We start from the raw sequence: 15,595 nt of genomic DNA, 5'->3' as shown, positions 1-15,595 counted from the left end.
GGATGCTGCGCAGCGAGGGTGCCGTTTGCGAGCGCAGCGAATTTGCGCGATCATAAACAACGTATTGTGAACCGCGCATGCCGCGCTTTGTTGTAGCGTCGCGGAACTCCCGTAGCGCAGACATCCAGCAGATCCTATTCGGCAGTTATCGGCGCGAGCAGTTTTGCTTGGGGTCGTACAGGCGGTTCCGGCGAACCTGTTCTCGACGCGGCACAACAATGCACAAAAAAGAGGCCCAACATGATCAAGTTGAAGATTAACGGTCAGGAACGAAGCTGGGACGGCGACCCGGATCTTTCATTGCTCTGGTTCCTGCGCGATGAAGCCGGCTTGACGGGCACCAAATACGGCTGCGGCCAGGCGCTATGCGGCGCATGCACCGTCATCGTCGACAAGCAGGCGGTTCGCGCCTGCATTACCTCGGTTTCCGACGTCGTCGGTCGGGACGTGACGACGATCGAAGGCCTTCATCCCACAGGCGATCATGCCGTTCAGAAAGCCTGGCGCCAGCTCAACGTACCGCAATGCGGATTCTGCCAGGCCGGTCAGATCGTGCAGGCGGCTGCGCTCCTGATGGAGAACCCGAAGCCCACCCACGACCAGATCCGCGAAGCGCTGGCGGGCAACATCTGCCGCTGCGGCTGCTACCAGCGCATCGAGAACGCGGTTCATCTCGCTTCGACGGGGGTGTGACCATCAACATCATCACCAACCCCAAAAAGCTTCGTGGCTTTGAGCGCTACGTCAAGGTCGACAATGTTTCACGTCGCAGCATTTTAAAAAGTCTCGGGCTGGCCGGCGGCTTCGTGCTGGCCGCGCCCGTGATGTCACGGCCTGCCCTCGCCGCGTACAAGACCGGTGCGGGCGAGATGCCGCACGGCACCGTGGCGGACCCGCGCGTGTTCGTGGCGATCGCCCCGGACGGCATCGTCACGATCGTCGCGCACCGCGCCGAGATGGGTACTGGCGTGCGTACCAGCCTGCCGATGATCGTTGCCGAAGAGATGGAGGCCGACTGGTCGCGCGTAAAGGTGCAGCATGCGCATGGCGACGAGGCCAAGTTCGGCAACCAGGATACCGACGGATCGCGCAGCACGCGTCACTACCTGATGCCGATGCGCCAGATCGGCGCGTCGGCGCGCACGATGTTGGAGGCCGCCGCGGCGAAACGCTGGGGCGTGCCGGCGAGCGAAGTGAAGGCGGTTAATCACGAGGTCGTCCACAGCGCGAGCGGACGACGCATCGGGTTCGGCGACCTGGCGGCCGATGCCGCCAAGGAGCCGGTGCCCAATGTCGATGGCCTGAAGCTGAAGGAGCCGAAGGATTTCCGCTATCTGGGCAAGGGCCAGATCAGCATGGTCGACCTCCGCGACATCACGGTGGGCGCCGCACGTTATGGCGCCGATGTCCGCCTGCCCGGCATGAAATACGCCGTCATCGCCCGCCCGCCGGTGACCGGCGGCAAGGTTGCCTCGTTCGACGGATCGGCAGCGATGAAGGTTTCCGGCGTCGAAAAGGTGATGGAGGTCAAGGGCTGGCCGTGGCCGTCGAAATTCCAGCCGCTCGGCGGTGTCGCGGTGATAGCGCGCAACACCGGGGCTGCGATCAAGGGCCGCGACGCCTTGAAGATCGTCTGGGACGATGGCGCCAACGGCAAATACGATTCAGCCGCCTACAGGACCCAGCTCGAGGAAGCCGCACGCAAGCCCGGCCTCGTGGTGCGCAAGGAAGGTGACGTCGAAGCCGCGTTGAAGGGCGCCGACAAGGTGATCGTGGGTGAATACTATCTGCCGCATCTCGCCCACGTCGCCATGGAGCCGCCGGTTGCGGTCGCCGACGTCAAGGGCGACAAGGTGGAGATCTGGGCGCCGGTGCAGAGCGCGGGCGGAACGCGCGAGGACGTCGCAAAGACGCTCGGCATTCCCCAAGAGAACGTCACCGTCAATGTCACCCTGCTCGGCGGCGGCTTCGGGCGGAAGTCGAAGTGCGATTTCGCCATCGAAGCGGGCCTGCTTTCCAGGGAGCTCGGCGCGCCCGTCAAGGTGCAATGGACGCGGGACGACGACGTTCGCAACGGCTTCCTGCACACGGTCTCGGTGGAGCGCATCGAGGCCGGCATCGACAAGAGCGGCAAGGTGACGGCCTGGCGGCATCGCAGCGTCGCACCGAGCATCGCCTCGACATTTGCCGCCGGTGCGAAGCATCAGGCGCCGTTCGAGCTCGGCATGGGCCTCGTCGACATGCCCTTCGAGATCGCCAACGTCCAATGCGAGAATCCGGAAGCGGCCGCGCATACCCGCATCGGCTGGTTCCGCGCCGTGTCGAACATCCCGCGCGCCTTCGCGGTGCAGTCCATGGTCGGTGAAATCGCCCATGCGACCAAGCGCGATCAAAAGGACATGCTGCTGGAGCTGATCGGATCGCCCCGGATCCTCAAGCTCGATTCGGTGAAGGACCTCTGGAACTACGGCGAGCCCTACGACAGCTACCCGATCGACACCGCACGTCTTCGCAAGGTCGTCGAGCTGGTCGCGGACAAGGGCGGCTGGGGACGATCCGTCCCCAGGGGACACGGGCTCGGCATTGCCGCGCATCGCAGCTTCGTCAGCTATATCGCGACCATCGTCGAGGTTAAGGTCGACGAAAAAGGGAAGCTCACGGTGCCGCGGGTCGATACCGCGATCGATTGCGGCACCTACGTCAATCCGGAGCGGATCCAGTCGCAGATCGAGGGCGCCGCAATCATGGGCCTGAGCCTCGTGAAGCATGGCGAGATCACCTTCAAGGACGGCAAGGTGCAGCAAGGCAATTACGACGACTTCCCAGTCATCCGGATCGACGAAGCGCCTGCGCTCACCAATGTCTACATCGTGCCTCCCGGTCCCGACACACCGCCGAGCGGCGTCGGCGAGCCGGGCGTGCCGCCATTTGCGCCGGCGCTGATCAACGCGATCTTCGCCGCGACGGGAAAACGCATCCGCGCCCTGCCGATCGGCAAGCAGTTGGAGGCGTGAGGGGAACGCAGGGCCAGAGGAAAAGAGGAAAGGCCGGGATCGCTCCCGGCCTTTTGGTTAGTTCGTCATTGCGAGCGAAGCGAAGCAATCCAGTGTTATGGACGCATGGATTGCTTCGTCGCTGCGCTCCTCGCAATGACGGGAAGCGGCGTCACTTCACCTCCGCCCGCTTCGGCGGGGTGGCGGGCCACGACTTGATCAGGGCGTCGTAGTCCACCGTCTCGCCCTTCGGCTTCTCGTTGGCGAGCTTGCGCTGCGGGGCGAGCGTGCCGTCCTTCTGGACCTTGGCGAACCAGAACTCGGCGGTCTCCTTCTTGTTCAGCTTCGGACCGCACTCCTTCTGCACGCCGCTCTTCTCGAGACGTTCGAGCACGGAGTCCTGGGCCGCGGCCAGCGCGTCCATCGCCTGCTGCGGCGTCTTGTTGCCGCTCGACGCATCGCCGATGTTCTGCCACCACAGCTGGGCCAGCTTCGGATAGTCGGGCACGTTGTTGCCGGTCGGGGTCCACTGCACGCGCGCGGGCGAGCGGTAGAACTCGATCAGGCCACCGAGCTTGGGCGCGCGCTGGGTGAACGACTTGTCCCAGATGTCGGACTCACGGACGAAGGTGAGGCCGACATGGCTCTTCTTCAGCGACACCGACTTGGAGACGATGAACTGCAGGTAGAGCCAGGCCGCCTTGCGACGGTCCGGCGGGGTCGACTTCAGGAGCGTCGCGGAGCCGGCGTCCTGGTAGCCGAGCTTCATGCCGTCCTTCCAGTACGAGCCGTGCGGCGACGGCGCCATACGCCACTTCGGCGTACCGTCCGCGTTCACGACCGGGATGCCGGGCTTCACCATGTCGGCGGTGAAGGCAGTGTACCAGAAGATCTGCTGGGCGATCGCGCCTTGCGCCGGCACCGGGCCCGCTTCCGAGAAGGTCATGCCCTGCGACTGCGGCGGGGCATACTTCTTCATCCAGTCGAGATATTTGGTGATCGAGTAGACCGCCGCAGGACCGTTGGTGTCGCCGCCGCGCTCGACACTTGAGCCGACAGGACGGCAGCCTTCCATGCGGATGCCCCATTCGTCGACGGGCTTACCATTCGGGATGCCCTTGTCGCCATTGCCGGCCATCGACAGCCAGGCGTCGGTGAACCGCCAGCCGAGCGAGGGATCCTTCTTGCCATAGTCCATGTGGCCATAGACCTTGACGCCGTTGATCTCCTTGATGTCGTTGGTGAAGAACTCGGCGATGTCCTCATAGGCCGACCAGTTCACGGGCACGCCGAGATCGTAGCCATACTTGGCCTTGAACTTGGCCTTGTACTCCGGATTGGAGAACCAGTCGTAGCGGAACCAATAGAGGTTCGCGAACTGCTGGTCGGGAAGCTGGTAAAGCTTGCCGTCCGGCCCCGTGGTGAAGGACTTGCCGATGAAGTCGTTGACGTCGAGCCCGGGATTGGTGACGTCCTTGCCCTCGCCGGCCATGTAGTCCGACAGGATCACCGTCTGGTTATAGCGCGAATGCGTGCCGATCAGGTCGGAGTCGTTGATCCAGCCGTCATAGACGTTCTTGCCGGACTGCATCTGGGTCTGCAGCTTTTCGACCACGTCGCCTTCCTGGATCAGGTCGTGCTTGACCTTGATGCCGGTGATTTCCGTGAAGGCCTTGGCCAGCGTCTTGGACTCATACTCATGTGTCGTGATGGTTTCCGACACGATGTTGATGTCCATGCCCTTGAAGGGGGCCGCGGCCTTTTCGAACCACTGCAGCTCCTTCAGCTGATCGGCCTTGGACAAGGTCGAGGGCTGGAATTCGCTGTCGATCCATTTCTGGATGGTGGCGTCGTCCGCGAAAGCGGGTACGGCGATCGTCATGGTGGCCGCAAACAGCGCCGCAGCGCTGGTCCTGGCCAGAAGACCTTCTTTGCTTCTCCTCAAGTGTCGCATCTTGGTTTCCTCCGTTAAAAGCGACAAAAACTCTTTCGTTCTGAGCATGATCTTGCCGGAAATCCCGTATCCACTTTTCCGCATCATGCTCGTCCTCAAGTCCGGGTTGACCCCGGATCAGCCCCTTCTCGCCTGATTCAGACGGTGCGAAAGATCGCAACGGCCGCGCCAAGCGAAATCAGTGTTGCGAGCCACAGGCTCGATATCTCCACGCCCTCCCCGATCGGCAAAGTTGCGATCGGATCGATCCCGACGAATGCAATCCAAAGCAGGTGAATGACGGCTGCTAGAACCAGCGAGATGAAAAGGCGGTCGCCGCGCGTGGTCGGGATGCGCAGGACGCCTACGCGCTCCGCTTCCGGATAAGCGACCGCAAGCCAGGTCATGACGCCCAGGGTCGAGGCCAGCGCCGCGAAGAAGATCGCGGTCGGCAACGTCCAGGCCATCCATGCAATGTGTTCCATGCCTACCTCCATCCATACGGCGAGGTGTGCCCCCTCGCCCCGCTCTTGCGGGGAGAGGGTTGGGGTGAGGGGCTTCTCTCAGCGAGCGCAGACTGTCGATGGACCTGTACCCCCTCACCCGGATCGCATCTTCGATGCGATCCGACCTCTCCCCGCATCCGCCTTCGCCGAGGCTTCGGCGGACAGGCGCGGGGAGAGGTGAAGTGGAGGATGCGGCTCGAGTTTCTCATGATCACACCCGTCCGAGCGCGAAGCCGCGCGCGATGTAGTTGCGGACGAACCAGATCACGAGCGCGCCGGGGATGATGGTGAGCACGCCGGCGGCGGCCAAGAGGCCCCAGTCGACGCCGGCGGCGGAAACCGTGCGGGTCATGGTGGCCGAGATCGGCTTGGCCGCGACCGAAGTCAGCGTACGCGCCAGCAGCAGCTCGACCCAGGAGAACATGAAGCAGAAGAACGCGGCGACGCCGATGCCGCTCGCGATCAGCGGAATCAGGATCTTCACGAAGAAGCGCGGGAAGGAGTAGCCGTCGAGGAAGGCGGTCTCGTCGATCTCGCGCGGCACTGAGGAGACGAAGCCTTCGAGAATCCACACCGCCAGCGGCACGTTGAAGATGCAGTGCGCCAGCGCCACGGCCCACGGCGTATCGAACAGGTTGATCGCCGAATACAGGTTAAAGAACGGCAGCGCGAACACCGCCGCCGGCGCCATGCGGTTCGACAGCAGCCAGAAGAACAGATGCTTGTCGCCGAGGAAGCGGTAGCGCGAGAAAGCGTAGGCCGCCGGCAACGCGACCGAGATCGAGATGATGGTGTTGATGATGACGTATTTCAGCGAGTTGATGTAACCGGAATACCAGCTATCGTCGGTGAAGATGCGCTTGTAGTTCTCGATCGTCGGCTGGTACGGCCACAGGTGCATGGTCGTGACGATCTCGTTGTTGGTCTTGAAGCTCATGTTGACGAGCCAGTAGATCGGCAACAACAGGAAGATCAGGAATGCCGTCATGATGATGCGACGGCCGGGAATCGTGCTCATGCGACGCCCTCCTTCTTTGCGGGCCGCTCGGCGCCGGCATTGGTCATTACGGTGTAGAACACCCAGCAGACGATCAGGATGATGATGTTGTAGACCAGCGAGAGCGCGGCAGCCTTGCCGAGGTCGAACTGGCCGAGCGCGATCTTGACCAGCTCGATGGAGACGAAGGTGGTGGAGTTGCCGGGCCCGCCGCCGGTGACGACGAACGGCTCGGTGTAGATCATGAAACTGTCCATGAAGCGCAGCAGCACGGCGATCAGCAGCACGCGGTTCATCTTCGGCAGCTGGATCGCCTTAAACACGGCCCAGCGCGAGGCGCCGTCGATCTGCGCAGCCTGGTAATAGGCGTCGGGAATCGACTTCAGGCCGGCGTAGCAGAGCAGCGCGACCAGGCTGGTCCAGTGCCAGACGTCCATCACGACCACGGTGAACCAGGCGTCGAGGTCGTTGGAAACGTAATTGTAGTTGAAGCCGATCCTGTTCAGGACGTAGCCGAGCAGCCCGATGTCGGGACGGCCGAAGATCTGCCAGATGGTGCCGACCACGTTCCACGGGATCAGCAGCGGCAGGGCGAGGATGACGAGGCAGGCGGCGACCTGCCAGCCATGGCGCGGCATCGACAGCGCCACGACGATGCCGAGCGGCACCTCAATGGCGAGGATGATCGCGGAGAACAAGAGATTGCGCCCGATCGAGGCGAGGAAGCGCTCGCCGAGGTCGGTGTGGGGATCGAGCAGCTCCTTGAACCAGCCGACGCCGTTCCAGAAGAACTGATTGTTGCCGAACGTATCCTGCACCGAATAGTTCACAACCGTCATCAGCGGCAGGACCGCGGAGAACGCCACGATCAGGAACACCGGCAGCACCAGGAACCAGGCCTTCTGGTTGACGGTCTTTTCCATCAGGAGGCTCCCTCGACGAGAAGACTGTCGGCGTAGACGTGCACATGCGCGGGATCGAACACGAGGCTTACGCCGCTGCCCGCGGGCGAGAAGCCCGGCGGCACGCGCGCGGCGAGCTTTGCGTCGCCGACGCGAACCCGCGCAAAGCGGACACGGCCGAGGTCGTCGATGCGCTCGATGTCGGCCGCGAGCAGGCCCGGCGCGGGCGCGGCGATGTCGACGAATTCCGGGCGTACGCCGATCTCGATCCTCACACCCGGAGCAAGGCCGTTGTAGCTGCGCTTGAGCGCAATGATGTGGCCGTCGATGCGCGCCTCGCGGCCGCTGACCTGCGCAGGCACGATGTTCATGCCGGGCGAGCCGATGAAATAGCCGACAAAGGTGTGGGCCGGCTTGTCGAACAGCTCGGCCGGCGTGCCGCTCTGCACCACGCGGCCGTCATGCATGACGACGACCGTGTCGGCGAAAGTCAGCGCCTCAGTCTGGTCGTGGGTTACGTAGATCATGGTGAGGTCGAGCTCGCGGTGCAGCGCCTTCAGCTTCGAGCGAAGCTGCCACTTCAATTCGGGATCGATCACGGTGAGCGGCTCGTCGAACAGCACGGCTGCAACATCCGAGCGGACGAGGCCGCGGCCGAGCGAGATCTTCTGCTTGGCGTCGGCGGTGAGGCGAGTCGCCTTGCGATTGAGGTAGGGCGTGAGGTCGAGCAGATCGGCGATCTGCCTGACCCGCGCGGCAATGTCCGCCGCCGGTACGCCGCGGTTCTTGAGCGGGAAGGCCAGGTTCTCGCCAACCGTCATGGTGTCGTAGATGACGGGGAACTGGAACACCTGGGCGATGTTGCGCTTCTGGGTGGTCGCCTGCGTGATGTCGGCGCCGTCGAACAGGATTTTTCCGCGCGAGGGCGTGACGATGCCGGAGATGAGATTGAGCAGCGTGGTCTTGCCGCAGCCGGACGGGCCGAGCAGCGCATAGGCGCCGCCTTGCCGCCAGGTCATGGTGACCGGCTTCAGCGCAAAGGACGCCGGCGGCGCGTCGTTGCCGCCGTAGGAGTGCGCGAGGTCGACGAGGTCAATGCGGGCCATCTCGCATCTCCCCTCACGAGCTCTTGGGTGATGCGACCAAACGATTGGCCGCGTCGAAGACAAAGATGTTGTCGGGATCGAGCGCCGCGTCGAGCCTCGTGCCGGGCTCGTATTCATGCACGCCGTGGAGCACTGCGACCCAGTTGGAGGATTGGCGATGCAGATGCACGAAGCTTTCCGAACCCGTGATCTCGGTCACCGAGACGGTGGCGGGAAAGACGTGGCGGCCGGCGGCGCCATTGGCGACCTCGAGCTGATGGGCGCGGAAGCCGACGCGGTAGGCGCCGTCGGGAAGCGCGGCATAAAGGCCGGTCGCAGACGCCTCGCCGCCGCCGGCATAGCAAACGCTGCCGTTCCTCTTCTCGATGCCGACGATGTTGAGCGGCGGATCGGAGAACACCTGCGCGACGCGCAGCGTGTCGGGATGGCGATAGACCTTCGGCGTCTCGCCGTGCTGTAGCACCTCGCCTTCCCACATGCAGAGCGTATTGCCGCCGAGCAGCAGCGCTTCCGACGGCTCGGTGGTGGCATAGACGAAGATCGCGCCCGACGCCTCGAAGATGCGCGGCAGCTCGGCGCGCAGCTCCTCGCGCAGCTTGTAATCGAGATTGGCGAGCGGCTCGTCGAGCAGCACGAGGTCGGCGCCCTTGACCAGCGCACGCGCGATCGCGGTGCGCTGCTGCTGGCCGCCGGAGAGCTGCATCGGCGTGCGGTTCATGAAGGGCTCGAGCTTGAGCAACCTTGCCGCTTCCTGCACGCGGCGGTCGATCTCTTCCCTCGGCCGGCCCTGCACGCGCAGTGGAGAGGCGATGTTCTCGTAAACCGTCAGCGAGGGATAGTTGATGAACTGCTGATACACCATCGCGACCGAGCGCTGGCGCACATCGATGCCGGTGACGTCCTTGCCGTCGACCAGCACGCGGCCGGCGGCCGGTTTGTCGAGACCGGCCATTAGCCGCATGATCGAGGTCTTGCCCGACAGCGTAGGCCCAAGCAGGACGCTGAGCGTGCCGCGCTCCAGCGTCAGCGACACGTCGCGGATGTGCGGCACGCCGTCGACGGTGCGGGTGACATGGTCGAGGGTGACGCTCATGGCCGCGCCCCCGCTTCGCGCAGTGGACGCTCACGCGAATCCCGATTGACCGCCATCCAGTCGTCGAGGGCCGAGATTTCTGCAGACGTCAGGCGGAGGCCGAGCTTGGAGCGGCGCCACACCACGTCCTCGGCGGTTACGGCCCATTCATTCGCCATGAGATACCGCACCTCGGCCTCGGTAAGCGTATCACCGAAACATTGCCCGAGATCGGACATCGACCTGGAGTTGCCGAGTAATTTCGTCGCACGGGTTCCGTAGGCGTGCGCGAGCCGGTTGGCGTGCGCATGCACGAGGAACGGATGCTCGCGCATCAGCTCCGCGGTGAGCGCGACCACGGCGGAAACATCCATGTCGCCGCCGGGCAATGGCGCGGTCGCGGTCCAGCCTTCCTTGGCCTTGGCGCTGTGCAGATAAGGCGCGAGACGTTCGAGTGCCTCTTCCGCCAAGCGGCGATAGGTCGTGATCTTGCCGCCGTAGATCGACAGCAACGGCGCGCCGCCGGGCGTGTCGAGCTCGAACACGTAGTCGCGCGTGGCGGCCTTGGCTTCGCTGGCGCCATCGTCATAAAGCGGGCGGACGCCGGCATAGGTCCAGACGACGTCTTCGGGCTTGACGGGCTTGGCCAGATATTCGCTGACGGACTTGCAGAGATATTCGATCTCTTCCGCGCTGGCCTTCACCTTGGCGGGATCGCCGTCATAATCGCGGTCGGTGGTGCCGATCAGCGTGAAATCGTCCTGATAGGGAATGACGAAGACGATGCGGCCGTCGGCGTTCTGGAACATGTAGGCGCGGTCGTGGGCATAGAGCTGGCGCACCACGATGTGCGAGCCCTGCACCAGGCGCACCTTGGCTTTCGCATTGACGCCCGCGCCGGAGTTCAGGACCTGCTCCACCCAGGGGCCGCCGGCATTGATCAGCGCACGGGCATGGATGGTGCTTCGGCCGCCGTTCAGGGTGTCCTCCACCGTGAGCTGCCAGATGCCGTCGGCCTGCCGGATCTCGGCGGCGCGGGCGCGGGTACGGATGTCGGCGCCGCGGTCGGCAGCGTCGCGCGCGTTGAGCGCAACGAGGCGCGCGTCGTCGACGAAACAGTCGGAATATTCAAAAGCCTTTTTGTAACGGCCTGATATCAGCGGCTTGCCGACGGCATCGCTCGCAAGGTCCACCGAGCGGGTCGGCGGCAGCAGGTGACGGCCGCCGATGTGGTCGTAGAGGAACAACCCGAGGCGGAGCAACCAGGCCGGCCGCAACCCGGAATGGTGCGGCAAAACGAAACGCAGGGGCCGGATGATATGAGGCGCGATCTGCCAGAGGATTTCGCGCTCGATCAGGGCCTCGCGCACCAGGCGAAACTCGTAATACTCGAGATAGCGCAAGCCGCCATGCACGAGCTTGGTCGACCAGGACGACGTCCCGCTCGCCAAGTCATTCATTTCACAGAGAAAAACAGAGTTTCCCCGGCCTGCCGCATCGCGCGCGATGCCGCAGCCATTCACTCCGCCTCCGATAATGGCGAGGTCGTACACCCGATCCAACGAACGCTTCCCCGGCAATCGCCGTTTTCATTTTGGCGACTTAGCTTTCGTTTTTGAATAAAGCACAAAGAAAAACGAAAGCAAGCGAAAGATGGATTTGCGACACTTCGTCCTTCGTTGGGGGCCCTGGTCCTTCGAGTCGCGCCGTCACTCGCCGCTGTCATGCCCAGCGAAAGCGGGGCATCCAGTACGCCGCGGCTGCTCGGTTCAGCCACCTATGTCTCTGGAATACTGGATCACCCGCTTGCCGCCTTCGCTAAAGCTTCGGCGGGCCCAATGCTCAACCCCGGCGGAGCCTTGGCGGAGACGGGTCGCGGGTGATGACGAGTTGAGGGATTGGGCCTAAACGCTCCGCAGCGCCGGCGGGGCGGGCTCGGGCGCGCCTTCGTCGATATCGGCGACGGGCTTGTCCATTGCAACGACTACTTCGATGCCGCGGTGGCTGCAGATGCTCGCTAGCCCAGCGGGCAAGGGAGAATCCGTGACGAAGGTCTGGATCTGCGAGAGGTGGGCGATACGGACCGCGGCGCTACGGCGCAGTTTCGTCGAGTCCGCCACCAGCATGACGCTGCGCGCATTGGCGATGATCGCCTGCGCCGCCTGCACCTCGCGATAGTCGAAATCCAGCAGCGCGCCCTCCTCGTCGATCGCAGACGCGCCGATGATGGCGTAGTCCACCTTGAACTGGCTGATCAGGTGCGTGGCGGTGGAGCCGACCACCGCACCGTCGGCGCGGCGCACCGTGCCACCGGCGACGATCACCTCGATGCGCGGATGGCGGTAGAGCAGCATCGCGACGTTGAGGTTGTTGGTGATAACGAGGAGGTCCTCGTGCGAGGTCAGCGCGCTGGCGACCTCTTCCGTGGTGGTGCCGATGTTGATGAAGAGCGAGCAGCCGTTGGGGATGCGCGCGGCGGCGGCAGCCCCGATCGCCTTTTTCTCCTCGGCGGCGACGAAGCGGCGCGCCTCGTAGGCGAGGTTCTCGACGCCCGAGGCGATGATGGCGCCGCCATGGATGCGGGTCAGCGTGCGCTGGTCGCAGAGGTCGTTGAGGTCTTTCCGGATGGTCTGCGCCGATACTTCGAAGCGGCGCGCGAGATCCTCCACCATCACCCGGCCAAAGGCGCGGGCGATGTTGAGTATCTCGGTCTGGCGATGCGACAGTCCGGCCATGGCTCATGGTGCGGCGGTTTGCAGGCGCGGTCAACGCCGCCACAGCCGGGGCACGATCCCTGCCCCGCGAAAACGCCGAAAAATGATGACTTTTGAGCCCGATCCGGACCATGCCCGGGCTTGACCTCCACCGGTTGAACCTGCGAATCGTGGTAGGAAGCATCACCCACCGGAGAAACAGAGAATGATCAGATTGGCACTGATAGCGCTGCTTGCGCTGGCGACCCTGATTCCGCCGAGGCAGGCCGCAGCGCAGGACGCGCTTGGCGGCGCCATCTTTGGCGGTGCGGCCGGTGCGATTCTCGGCGGTGCGCTCGGCGGCGGCCGCGGCGCCGCGGTCGGCGCGGTATTGGGTGCAACGACCGGTGCGGCCGTGGCGGCGCAGGGCGATCCACGGCCGGGCGGCTACTACTACTATCAGAACGGCTGCTACATGCCGCGCGCCGACGGCTACTACGTCGCGGTCGATCCGGCCTATTGCGCAGCGCCGCCCCCGCCTCCGCGCTACTACAGCCGCGAAGTCTATGGCCCGGCCTGCACCCGCTCGCCGACCTTCGATCCGCGCGACGGCACGTTCATCGATCGCTACGGCTATCGCCGGCGTTGTATTTGAGTTGAGCAACCTCCGTGTCGTTGCCCGGCTTGATCGGGCAACCTAGTACTCCGCGGCAGGTATTCTGATTCCCAACTGGCGACCCGGCGTACTGGATGTCCCGCATAAAGCGGGGCATGACACCAAGCCCGCCTCAGGCGGTCAGCGGCTCATTTCGTTGAATGGCTTGCGGGCGGCCTTCTTCGTCGATCGCGACATAGGTGAAGTTGCCGTCGGTCACCAGGATCGGCTTGGTCTCCTTGCGGCGCACGACCCAGGCCTCGAGATGGATGGTCATCGAGGTGCGGCCGACACGAACCAGGTTGGCGTGTACGGAAACGAGATCGCCGACATAGACGGGCTTGCGGAAATTCATCGCGTCGATGCTGACGGTGACCGTGCGCGACTTTGCGACCTTGGACGCCGCGACGCCGCCGGCAATGTCCATCTGGCTGAGCAGCCAGCCGCCGAAGATATCGCCATTGGCGTTGGTGTCGGCGGGCATGGCGAGCGTGCGCGTGCAGAGATCGCCGCGCGGCCCGGTCTCGTCGCTCACGGGCGCGTGAGCTTGCGTTTCGGTCACTTGAAGGTCTCCCAGCCGGCATCGGGCGCAAAGCGATCGCCGAACTTCTGCGCCAGCGCGCGCAGGGTGGCGGCGACATTTTCCGGCCCGCGCGTGCGGGCATAGTTCAGCGGACCGCCGCGGAACGGCGCGTAACCGGTGCCGAAGATCATCGCACCGTCGACCACGTCGGCATTGTCGACGATGCCTTCGCGCAAGCACCCGACGCAGACGTTCGACATCGGCAGCACCAGGCGATCGATCATTTCCGGCGTCGGCTCGGCCGGCTCGCGCGCGGCTCCTTGCGGCTTCAAGCCCAGCGGCGCCTCGGGCTTGCCGTCCTTCCACACGTAGAAGCCCCGGCCCGCCTTGCGGCCGAGCTCGCCGCGCGTGACCTTGTCGCGCAGCCAGGCCGGCGTCGGCGGCAGTGCGTCGCCGAACTTCGAGCGCAGCATGTCGCCGACGTCCAGGCAAATGTCGAGGCCGACCTGGTCGGCGAGCTCGATGGGGCCCATCGGCATGCCGAATTTCTTCGCGGCGGCATCGATCACGGTCTGGTCGATGCCCTCGTCCAGCATCACCATGGCTTCCAGCATGTAGGGCGTCAGCGCGCGGTTGACGAGGAAGCCCGGCGAGCTCTTCACCGGCAACGGCAGGCGGTCGATCGCGCCGACGAAGGCGAGCGCCTGCTTGTGCAGCGTCGCGTCGGTGCCGTCATGGCTGACGACCTCGACCAGCTGCAGCCGCGACACCGGATTGAAGAAATGCAACCCCAGCAGCCGCTCCGGCCTCGAGAGCGTGGTGCGCAGGTCCTGCAGCGGGATGCTGGAGGTATTGGTTGCCAGGATCGCGCCGGGTTTCATCTTCGGCTCGATGGCGGCATAGACCTTCTGCTTCAATTCGAGCTTTTCCGGCACCGCCTCGATGACGAGGTCGGCGCCGCGCACGCCCTCGCCGACCATGTCCGGGATCAGGCGATCGAGCGCGTCGCGCGAGGCGGTGCGCTTGCGAAGGATCTTGCCGAACAGATCGGCGGCGCGCTTCATCGCCGAAGCAATCGGCTCGGCCTTCATGTCGGCGAGCGTGACGCGAAGGTCCTGCCCCGCGCACCAGGCGGCAATGTCGCCGCCCATGGCGCCGGCGCCGATGACGTGAACGTGCTCGATCCCGTTGCCGGAGCCGGCCAGCTTCTTCATCTGCTCGCGCAGGAAGAAGACGCGGATCAGGTTTTGCGCCGTCGGCGTCACCATGAGGTAGGCGAACGAGGCCTTTTCCGCCGCCAGCATCGCGGCCTTGTTGCCGCCGTGGCGTTCCCAGATGTCAATCAGGGCGTCGGGCGCCGGATAATGCTCATGGGGCGCCGCCTTCTCCGCTTCAGAACGCATGCGGCCCGCGAGCAGGCGGCGGGCGGGGCCGAGATAGAGCAACGTCACCAGCGGGCTCTTCTTGGCCCGCTTGAGCCTGCCGGACATCGCGTCCTTCACGGCATTGCGGACGTGGCGCTCCTCGCAGACGGCATCGACGAGGCCGAGCGATTTCGCCCGGCGCGCGTCGACGGTGCGGCCGGTCAGCATCAGCGCCATCGCCTGCATGGGATTGACGAGGGAGGTGAAGCGCGCGGTGCCGCCGAGGCCCGGATGCAGGCCCAGCATCACCTCCGGGAAGCCGAACCGCGCATCCGAGATGGCGATGCGCATCTGGCAGGCGAGCGCGACTTCGAGGCCGCCGCCCAGACAGAAGCCGTGGATGACGGCCACGGTCGGGACACGCAGCGCCTCCAGCCGGTCGATCACGGCATGGGCGCCACCGATCGCGGTCTCGACCTGCTTGGGATCGGCAGCACCGAGGAATTCGTTGACGTCGGCGCCGGCGATGAAGCCGGAGGTTTTCGCCGAGCGGATAACGAGGCCGGTCGGACGGTTCGTCTCCAGCTCGGTGAGGACGCGGTCGAGCCCCCCGATCACCTCGGCCGACAGCGTATTGGCGCTGGAGTCCGCGCGATCGAACAGCAGCCAGGCGACACCGTCGGCATCGCGGGTGAGCCGGAAATCGTGATAGGGCCGGCCGGGGTCGGGCCTCGGGCCGAGTTCGAGCACGCGTTCGCCGAGGACGTCCATGATCTTCTCGGCCATGGTCACACCATCTCGATCAGCATGGCGCCGCCGAGGCCGCCGCCGATGCATTCGGTGGCGATGCC

General features: G+C 64.8%; 12 protein-coding genes and 1 pseudogene. 3 read left to right on the top strand and 10 right to left on the bottom strand.

Annotated features, from left to right (window positions below):
• Window positions 1–240: 240 nt before the first annotated feature.
• Both ACT4OC_RS21845 and ACT4OC_RS21840 read left to right on the top strand, forming a co-directional pair.
• Window positions 241–693, top strand: a complete 453-nt coding sequence (locus tag ACT4OC_RS21845; protein WP_444841110.1) for a (2Fe-2S)-binding protein — start codon at window positions 241–243, stop codon at window positions 691–693.
• Window positions 694–695: 2 nt separating this feature from the next.
• Complete coding sequence (locus tag ACT4OC_RS21840) at window positions 696–3,014, top strand: molybdopterin cofactor-binding domain-containing protein (protein ID WP_444841124.1); 2,319 nt, start codon at window positions 696–698, stop codon at window positions 3,012–3,014.
• A gap of 151 nt (window positions 3,015–3,165) precedes the next feature.
• Here the strand turns inward: ACT4OC_RS21840 and ACT4OC_RS21835 are convergent, their stop codons facing one another.
• The 8 genes from ACT4OC_RS21835 to ACT4OC_RS21800 all read right to left on the bottom strand — a co-directional run bounded on the left by ACT4OC_RS21835 (window position 3,166) and on the right by ACT4OC_RS21800 (window position 12,244).
• Window positions 3,166–4,947 carry an ABC transporter substrate-binding protein gene (locus ACT4OC_RS21835; protein WP_444841109.1) on the bottom strand — a complete coding sequence of 594 codons (1,782 nt, stop codon included), beginning with the start codon at window positions 4,945–4,947 and terminating at the stop codon, window positions 3,166–3,168.
• Between the two features lie 137 nt (window positions 4,948–5,084).
• Complete coding sequence (locus tag ACT4OC_RS21830; protein WP_444841108.1) at window positions 5,085–5,411, bottom strand: DUF2160 domain-containing protein; 327 nt, start codon at window positions 5,409–5,411, stop codon at window positions 5,085–5,087.
• A 232-nt stretch (window positions 5,412–5,643) separates the two neighbouring features.
• Window positions 5,644–6,450 carry a carbohydrate ABC transporter permease gene (locus ACT4OC_RS21825; protein ID WP_444841107.1) on the bottom strand — a complete coding sequence of 269 codons (807 nt, stop codon included), beginning with the start codon at window positions 6,448–6,450 and terminating at the stop codon, window positions 5,644–5,646.
• Window positions 6,447–7,352, bottom strand: coding sequence for a carbohydrate ABC transporter permease (locus tag ACT4OC_RS21820; RefSeq protein WP_444841106.1), 906 nt, complete (start codon window positions 7,350–7,352; stop codon window positions 6,447–6,449). The genes ACT4OC_RS21825 and ACT4OC_RS21820 overlap by 4 nt, the downstream gene beginning before the upstream one ends.
• Window positions 7,352–8,437 carry an ABC transporter ATP-binding protein gene (locus ACT4OC_RS21815; protein ID WP_444841105.1) on the bottom strand — a complete coding sequence of 362 codons (1,086 nt, stop codon included), beginning with the start codon at window positions 8,435–8,437 and terminating at the stop codon, window positions 7,352–7,354. Before ACT4OC_RS21815 ends, ACT4OC_RS21820 begins: the two co-directional genes overlap by 1 nt.
• A gap of 13 nt (window positions 8,438–8,450) precedes the next feature.
• Complete coding sequence (locus ACT4OC_RS21810) at window positions 8,451–9,530, bottom strand: ABC transporter ATP-binding protein (RefSeq protein WP_444841104.1); 1,080 nt, start codon at window positions 9,528–9,530, stop codon at window positions 8,451–8,453.
• Window positions 9,527–11,071: a glycerol-3-phosphate dehydrogenase gene (gene glpD / locus ACT4OC_RS21805; RefSeq protein ID WP_444841103.1), complete on the bottom strand. Its 1,545-nt coding sequence runs from the start codon at window positions 11,069–11,071 to the stop codon at window positions 9,527–9,529. The genes ACT4OC_RS21810 and glpD overlap by 4 nt, the downstream gene beginning before the upstream one ends.
• A gap of 342 nt (window positions 11,072–11,413) precedes the next feature.
• Entirely contained in the window at window positions 11,414–12,244 is an 831-nt protein-coding gene (locus ACT4OC_RS21800; protein ID WP_444841102.1) for a DeoR/GlpR family DNA-binding transcription regulator, read from the bottom strand.
• Window positions 12,245–12,428: 184 nt separating this feature from the next.
• Between ACT4OC_RS21800 and ACT4OC_RS21795 the strand changes: the two are divergent.
• Window positions 12,429–12,725: pseudogene (locus ACT4OC_RS21795) on the top strand (glycine zipper domain-containing protein); the annotation flags it as partial.
• A 265-nt stretch (window positions 12,726–12,990) separates the two neighbouring features.
• Here ACT4OC_RS21795 and ACT4OC_RS21790 read toward each other — a convergent pair.
• Both ACT4OC_RS21790 and ACT4OC_RS21785 read right to left on the bottom strand, forming a co-directional pair.
• The gene (locus ACT4OC_RS21790) at window positions 12,991–13,341 is read right to left on the bottom strand and encodes an acyl-CoA thioesterase (protein WP_444841123.1); all 351 of its coding nucleotides are present in this window, start codon (window positions 13,339–13,341) and stop codon (window positions 12,991–12,993) included.
• Between the two features lie 74 nt (window positions 13,342–13,415).
• Window positions 13,416–15,530 (bottom strand): 3-hydroxyacyl-CoA dehydrogenase NAD-binding domain-containing protein, encoded by a 2,115-nt coding sequence (locus tag ACT4OC_RS21785; RefSeq protein WP_444841101.1) that lies wholly within the window; start codon window positions 15,528–15,530, stop codon window positions 13,416–13,418.
• Between the last annotated feature and the right edge of the window lie 65 nt (window positions 15,531–15,595).

Source organism: Bradyrhizobium sp. (assembly GCF_052389815.1).
Lineage (GTDB): Bacteria > Pseudomonadota > Alphaproteobacteria > Rhizobiales > Xanthobacteraceae > Bradyrhizobium.
Note: the sequence above shows the minus strand (reverse complement) of the source record. Positions and strands in the feature narration are given on the sequence as shown.

Bases quoted from the DNA above. Each gene is read 5' to 3' on its own strand.
- ACT4OC_RS21800 (WP_444841102.1), bottom strand. From the start codon at position 12,244: ATGGCCGGACTGTCGCATCGCCAGACCGAGATACTCAACATCGCCCGC.
- ACT4OC_RS21835 (WP_444841109.1), bottom strand. From the start codon at position 4,947: ATGCGACACTTGAGGAGAAGCAAAGAAGGTCTTCTGGCCAGGACCAGC.
- ACT4OC_RS21815 (WP_444841105.1), bottom strand. From the start codon at position 8,437: ATGGCCCGCATTGACCTCGTCGACCTCGCGCACTCCTACGGCGGCAAC.
- ACT4OC_RS21845 (WP_444841110.1), top strand. From the start codon at position 241: ATGATCAAGTTGAAGATTAACGGTCAGGAACGAAGCTGGGACGGCGAC.
- ACT4OC_RS21820 (WP_444841106.1), bottom strand. From the start codon at position 7,352: ATGGAAAAGACCGTCAACCAGAAGGCCTGGTTCCTGGTGCTGCCGGTG.
- ACT4OC_RS21790 (WP_444841123.1), bottom strand. From the start codon at position 13,341: ATGCCCGCCGACACCAACGCCAATGGCGATATCTTCGGCGGCTGGCTG.
- ACT4OC_RS21785 (WP_444841101.1), bottom strand. From the start codon at position 15,530: ATGGCCGAGAAGATCATGGACGTCCTCGGCGAACGCGTGCTCGAACTC.
- ACT4OC_RS21830 (WP_444841108.1), bottom strand. From the start codon at position 5,411: ATGGAACACATTGCATGGATGGCCTGGACGTTGCCGACCGCGATCTTC.
- ACT4OC_RS21825 (WP_444841107.1), bottom strand. From the start codon at position 6,450: ATGAGCACGATTCCCGGCCGTCGCATCATCATGACGGCATTCCTGATC.
- ACT4OC_RS21810 (WP_444841104.1), bottom strand. From the start codon at position 9,530: ATGAGCGTCACCCTCGACCATGTCACCCGCACCGTCGACGGCGTGCCG.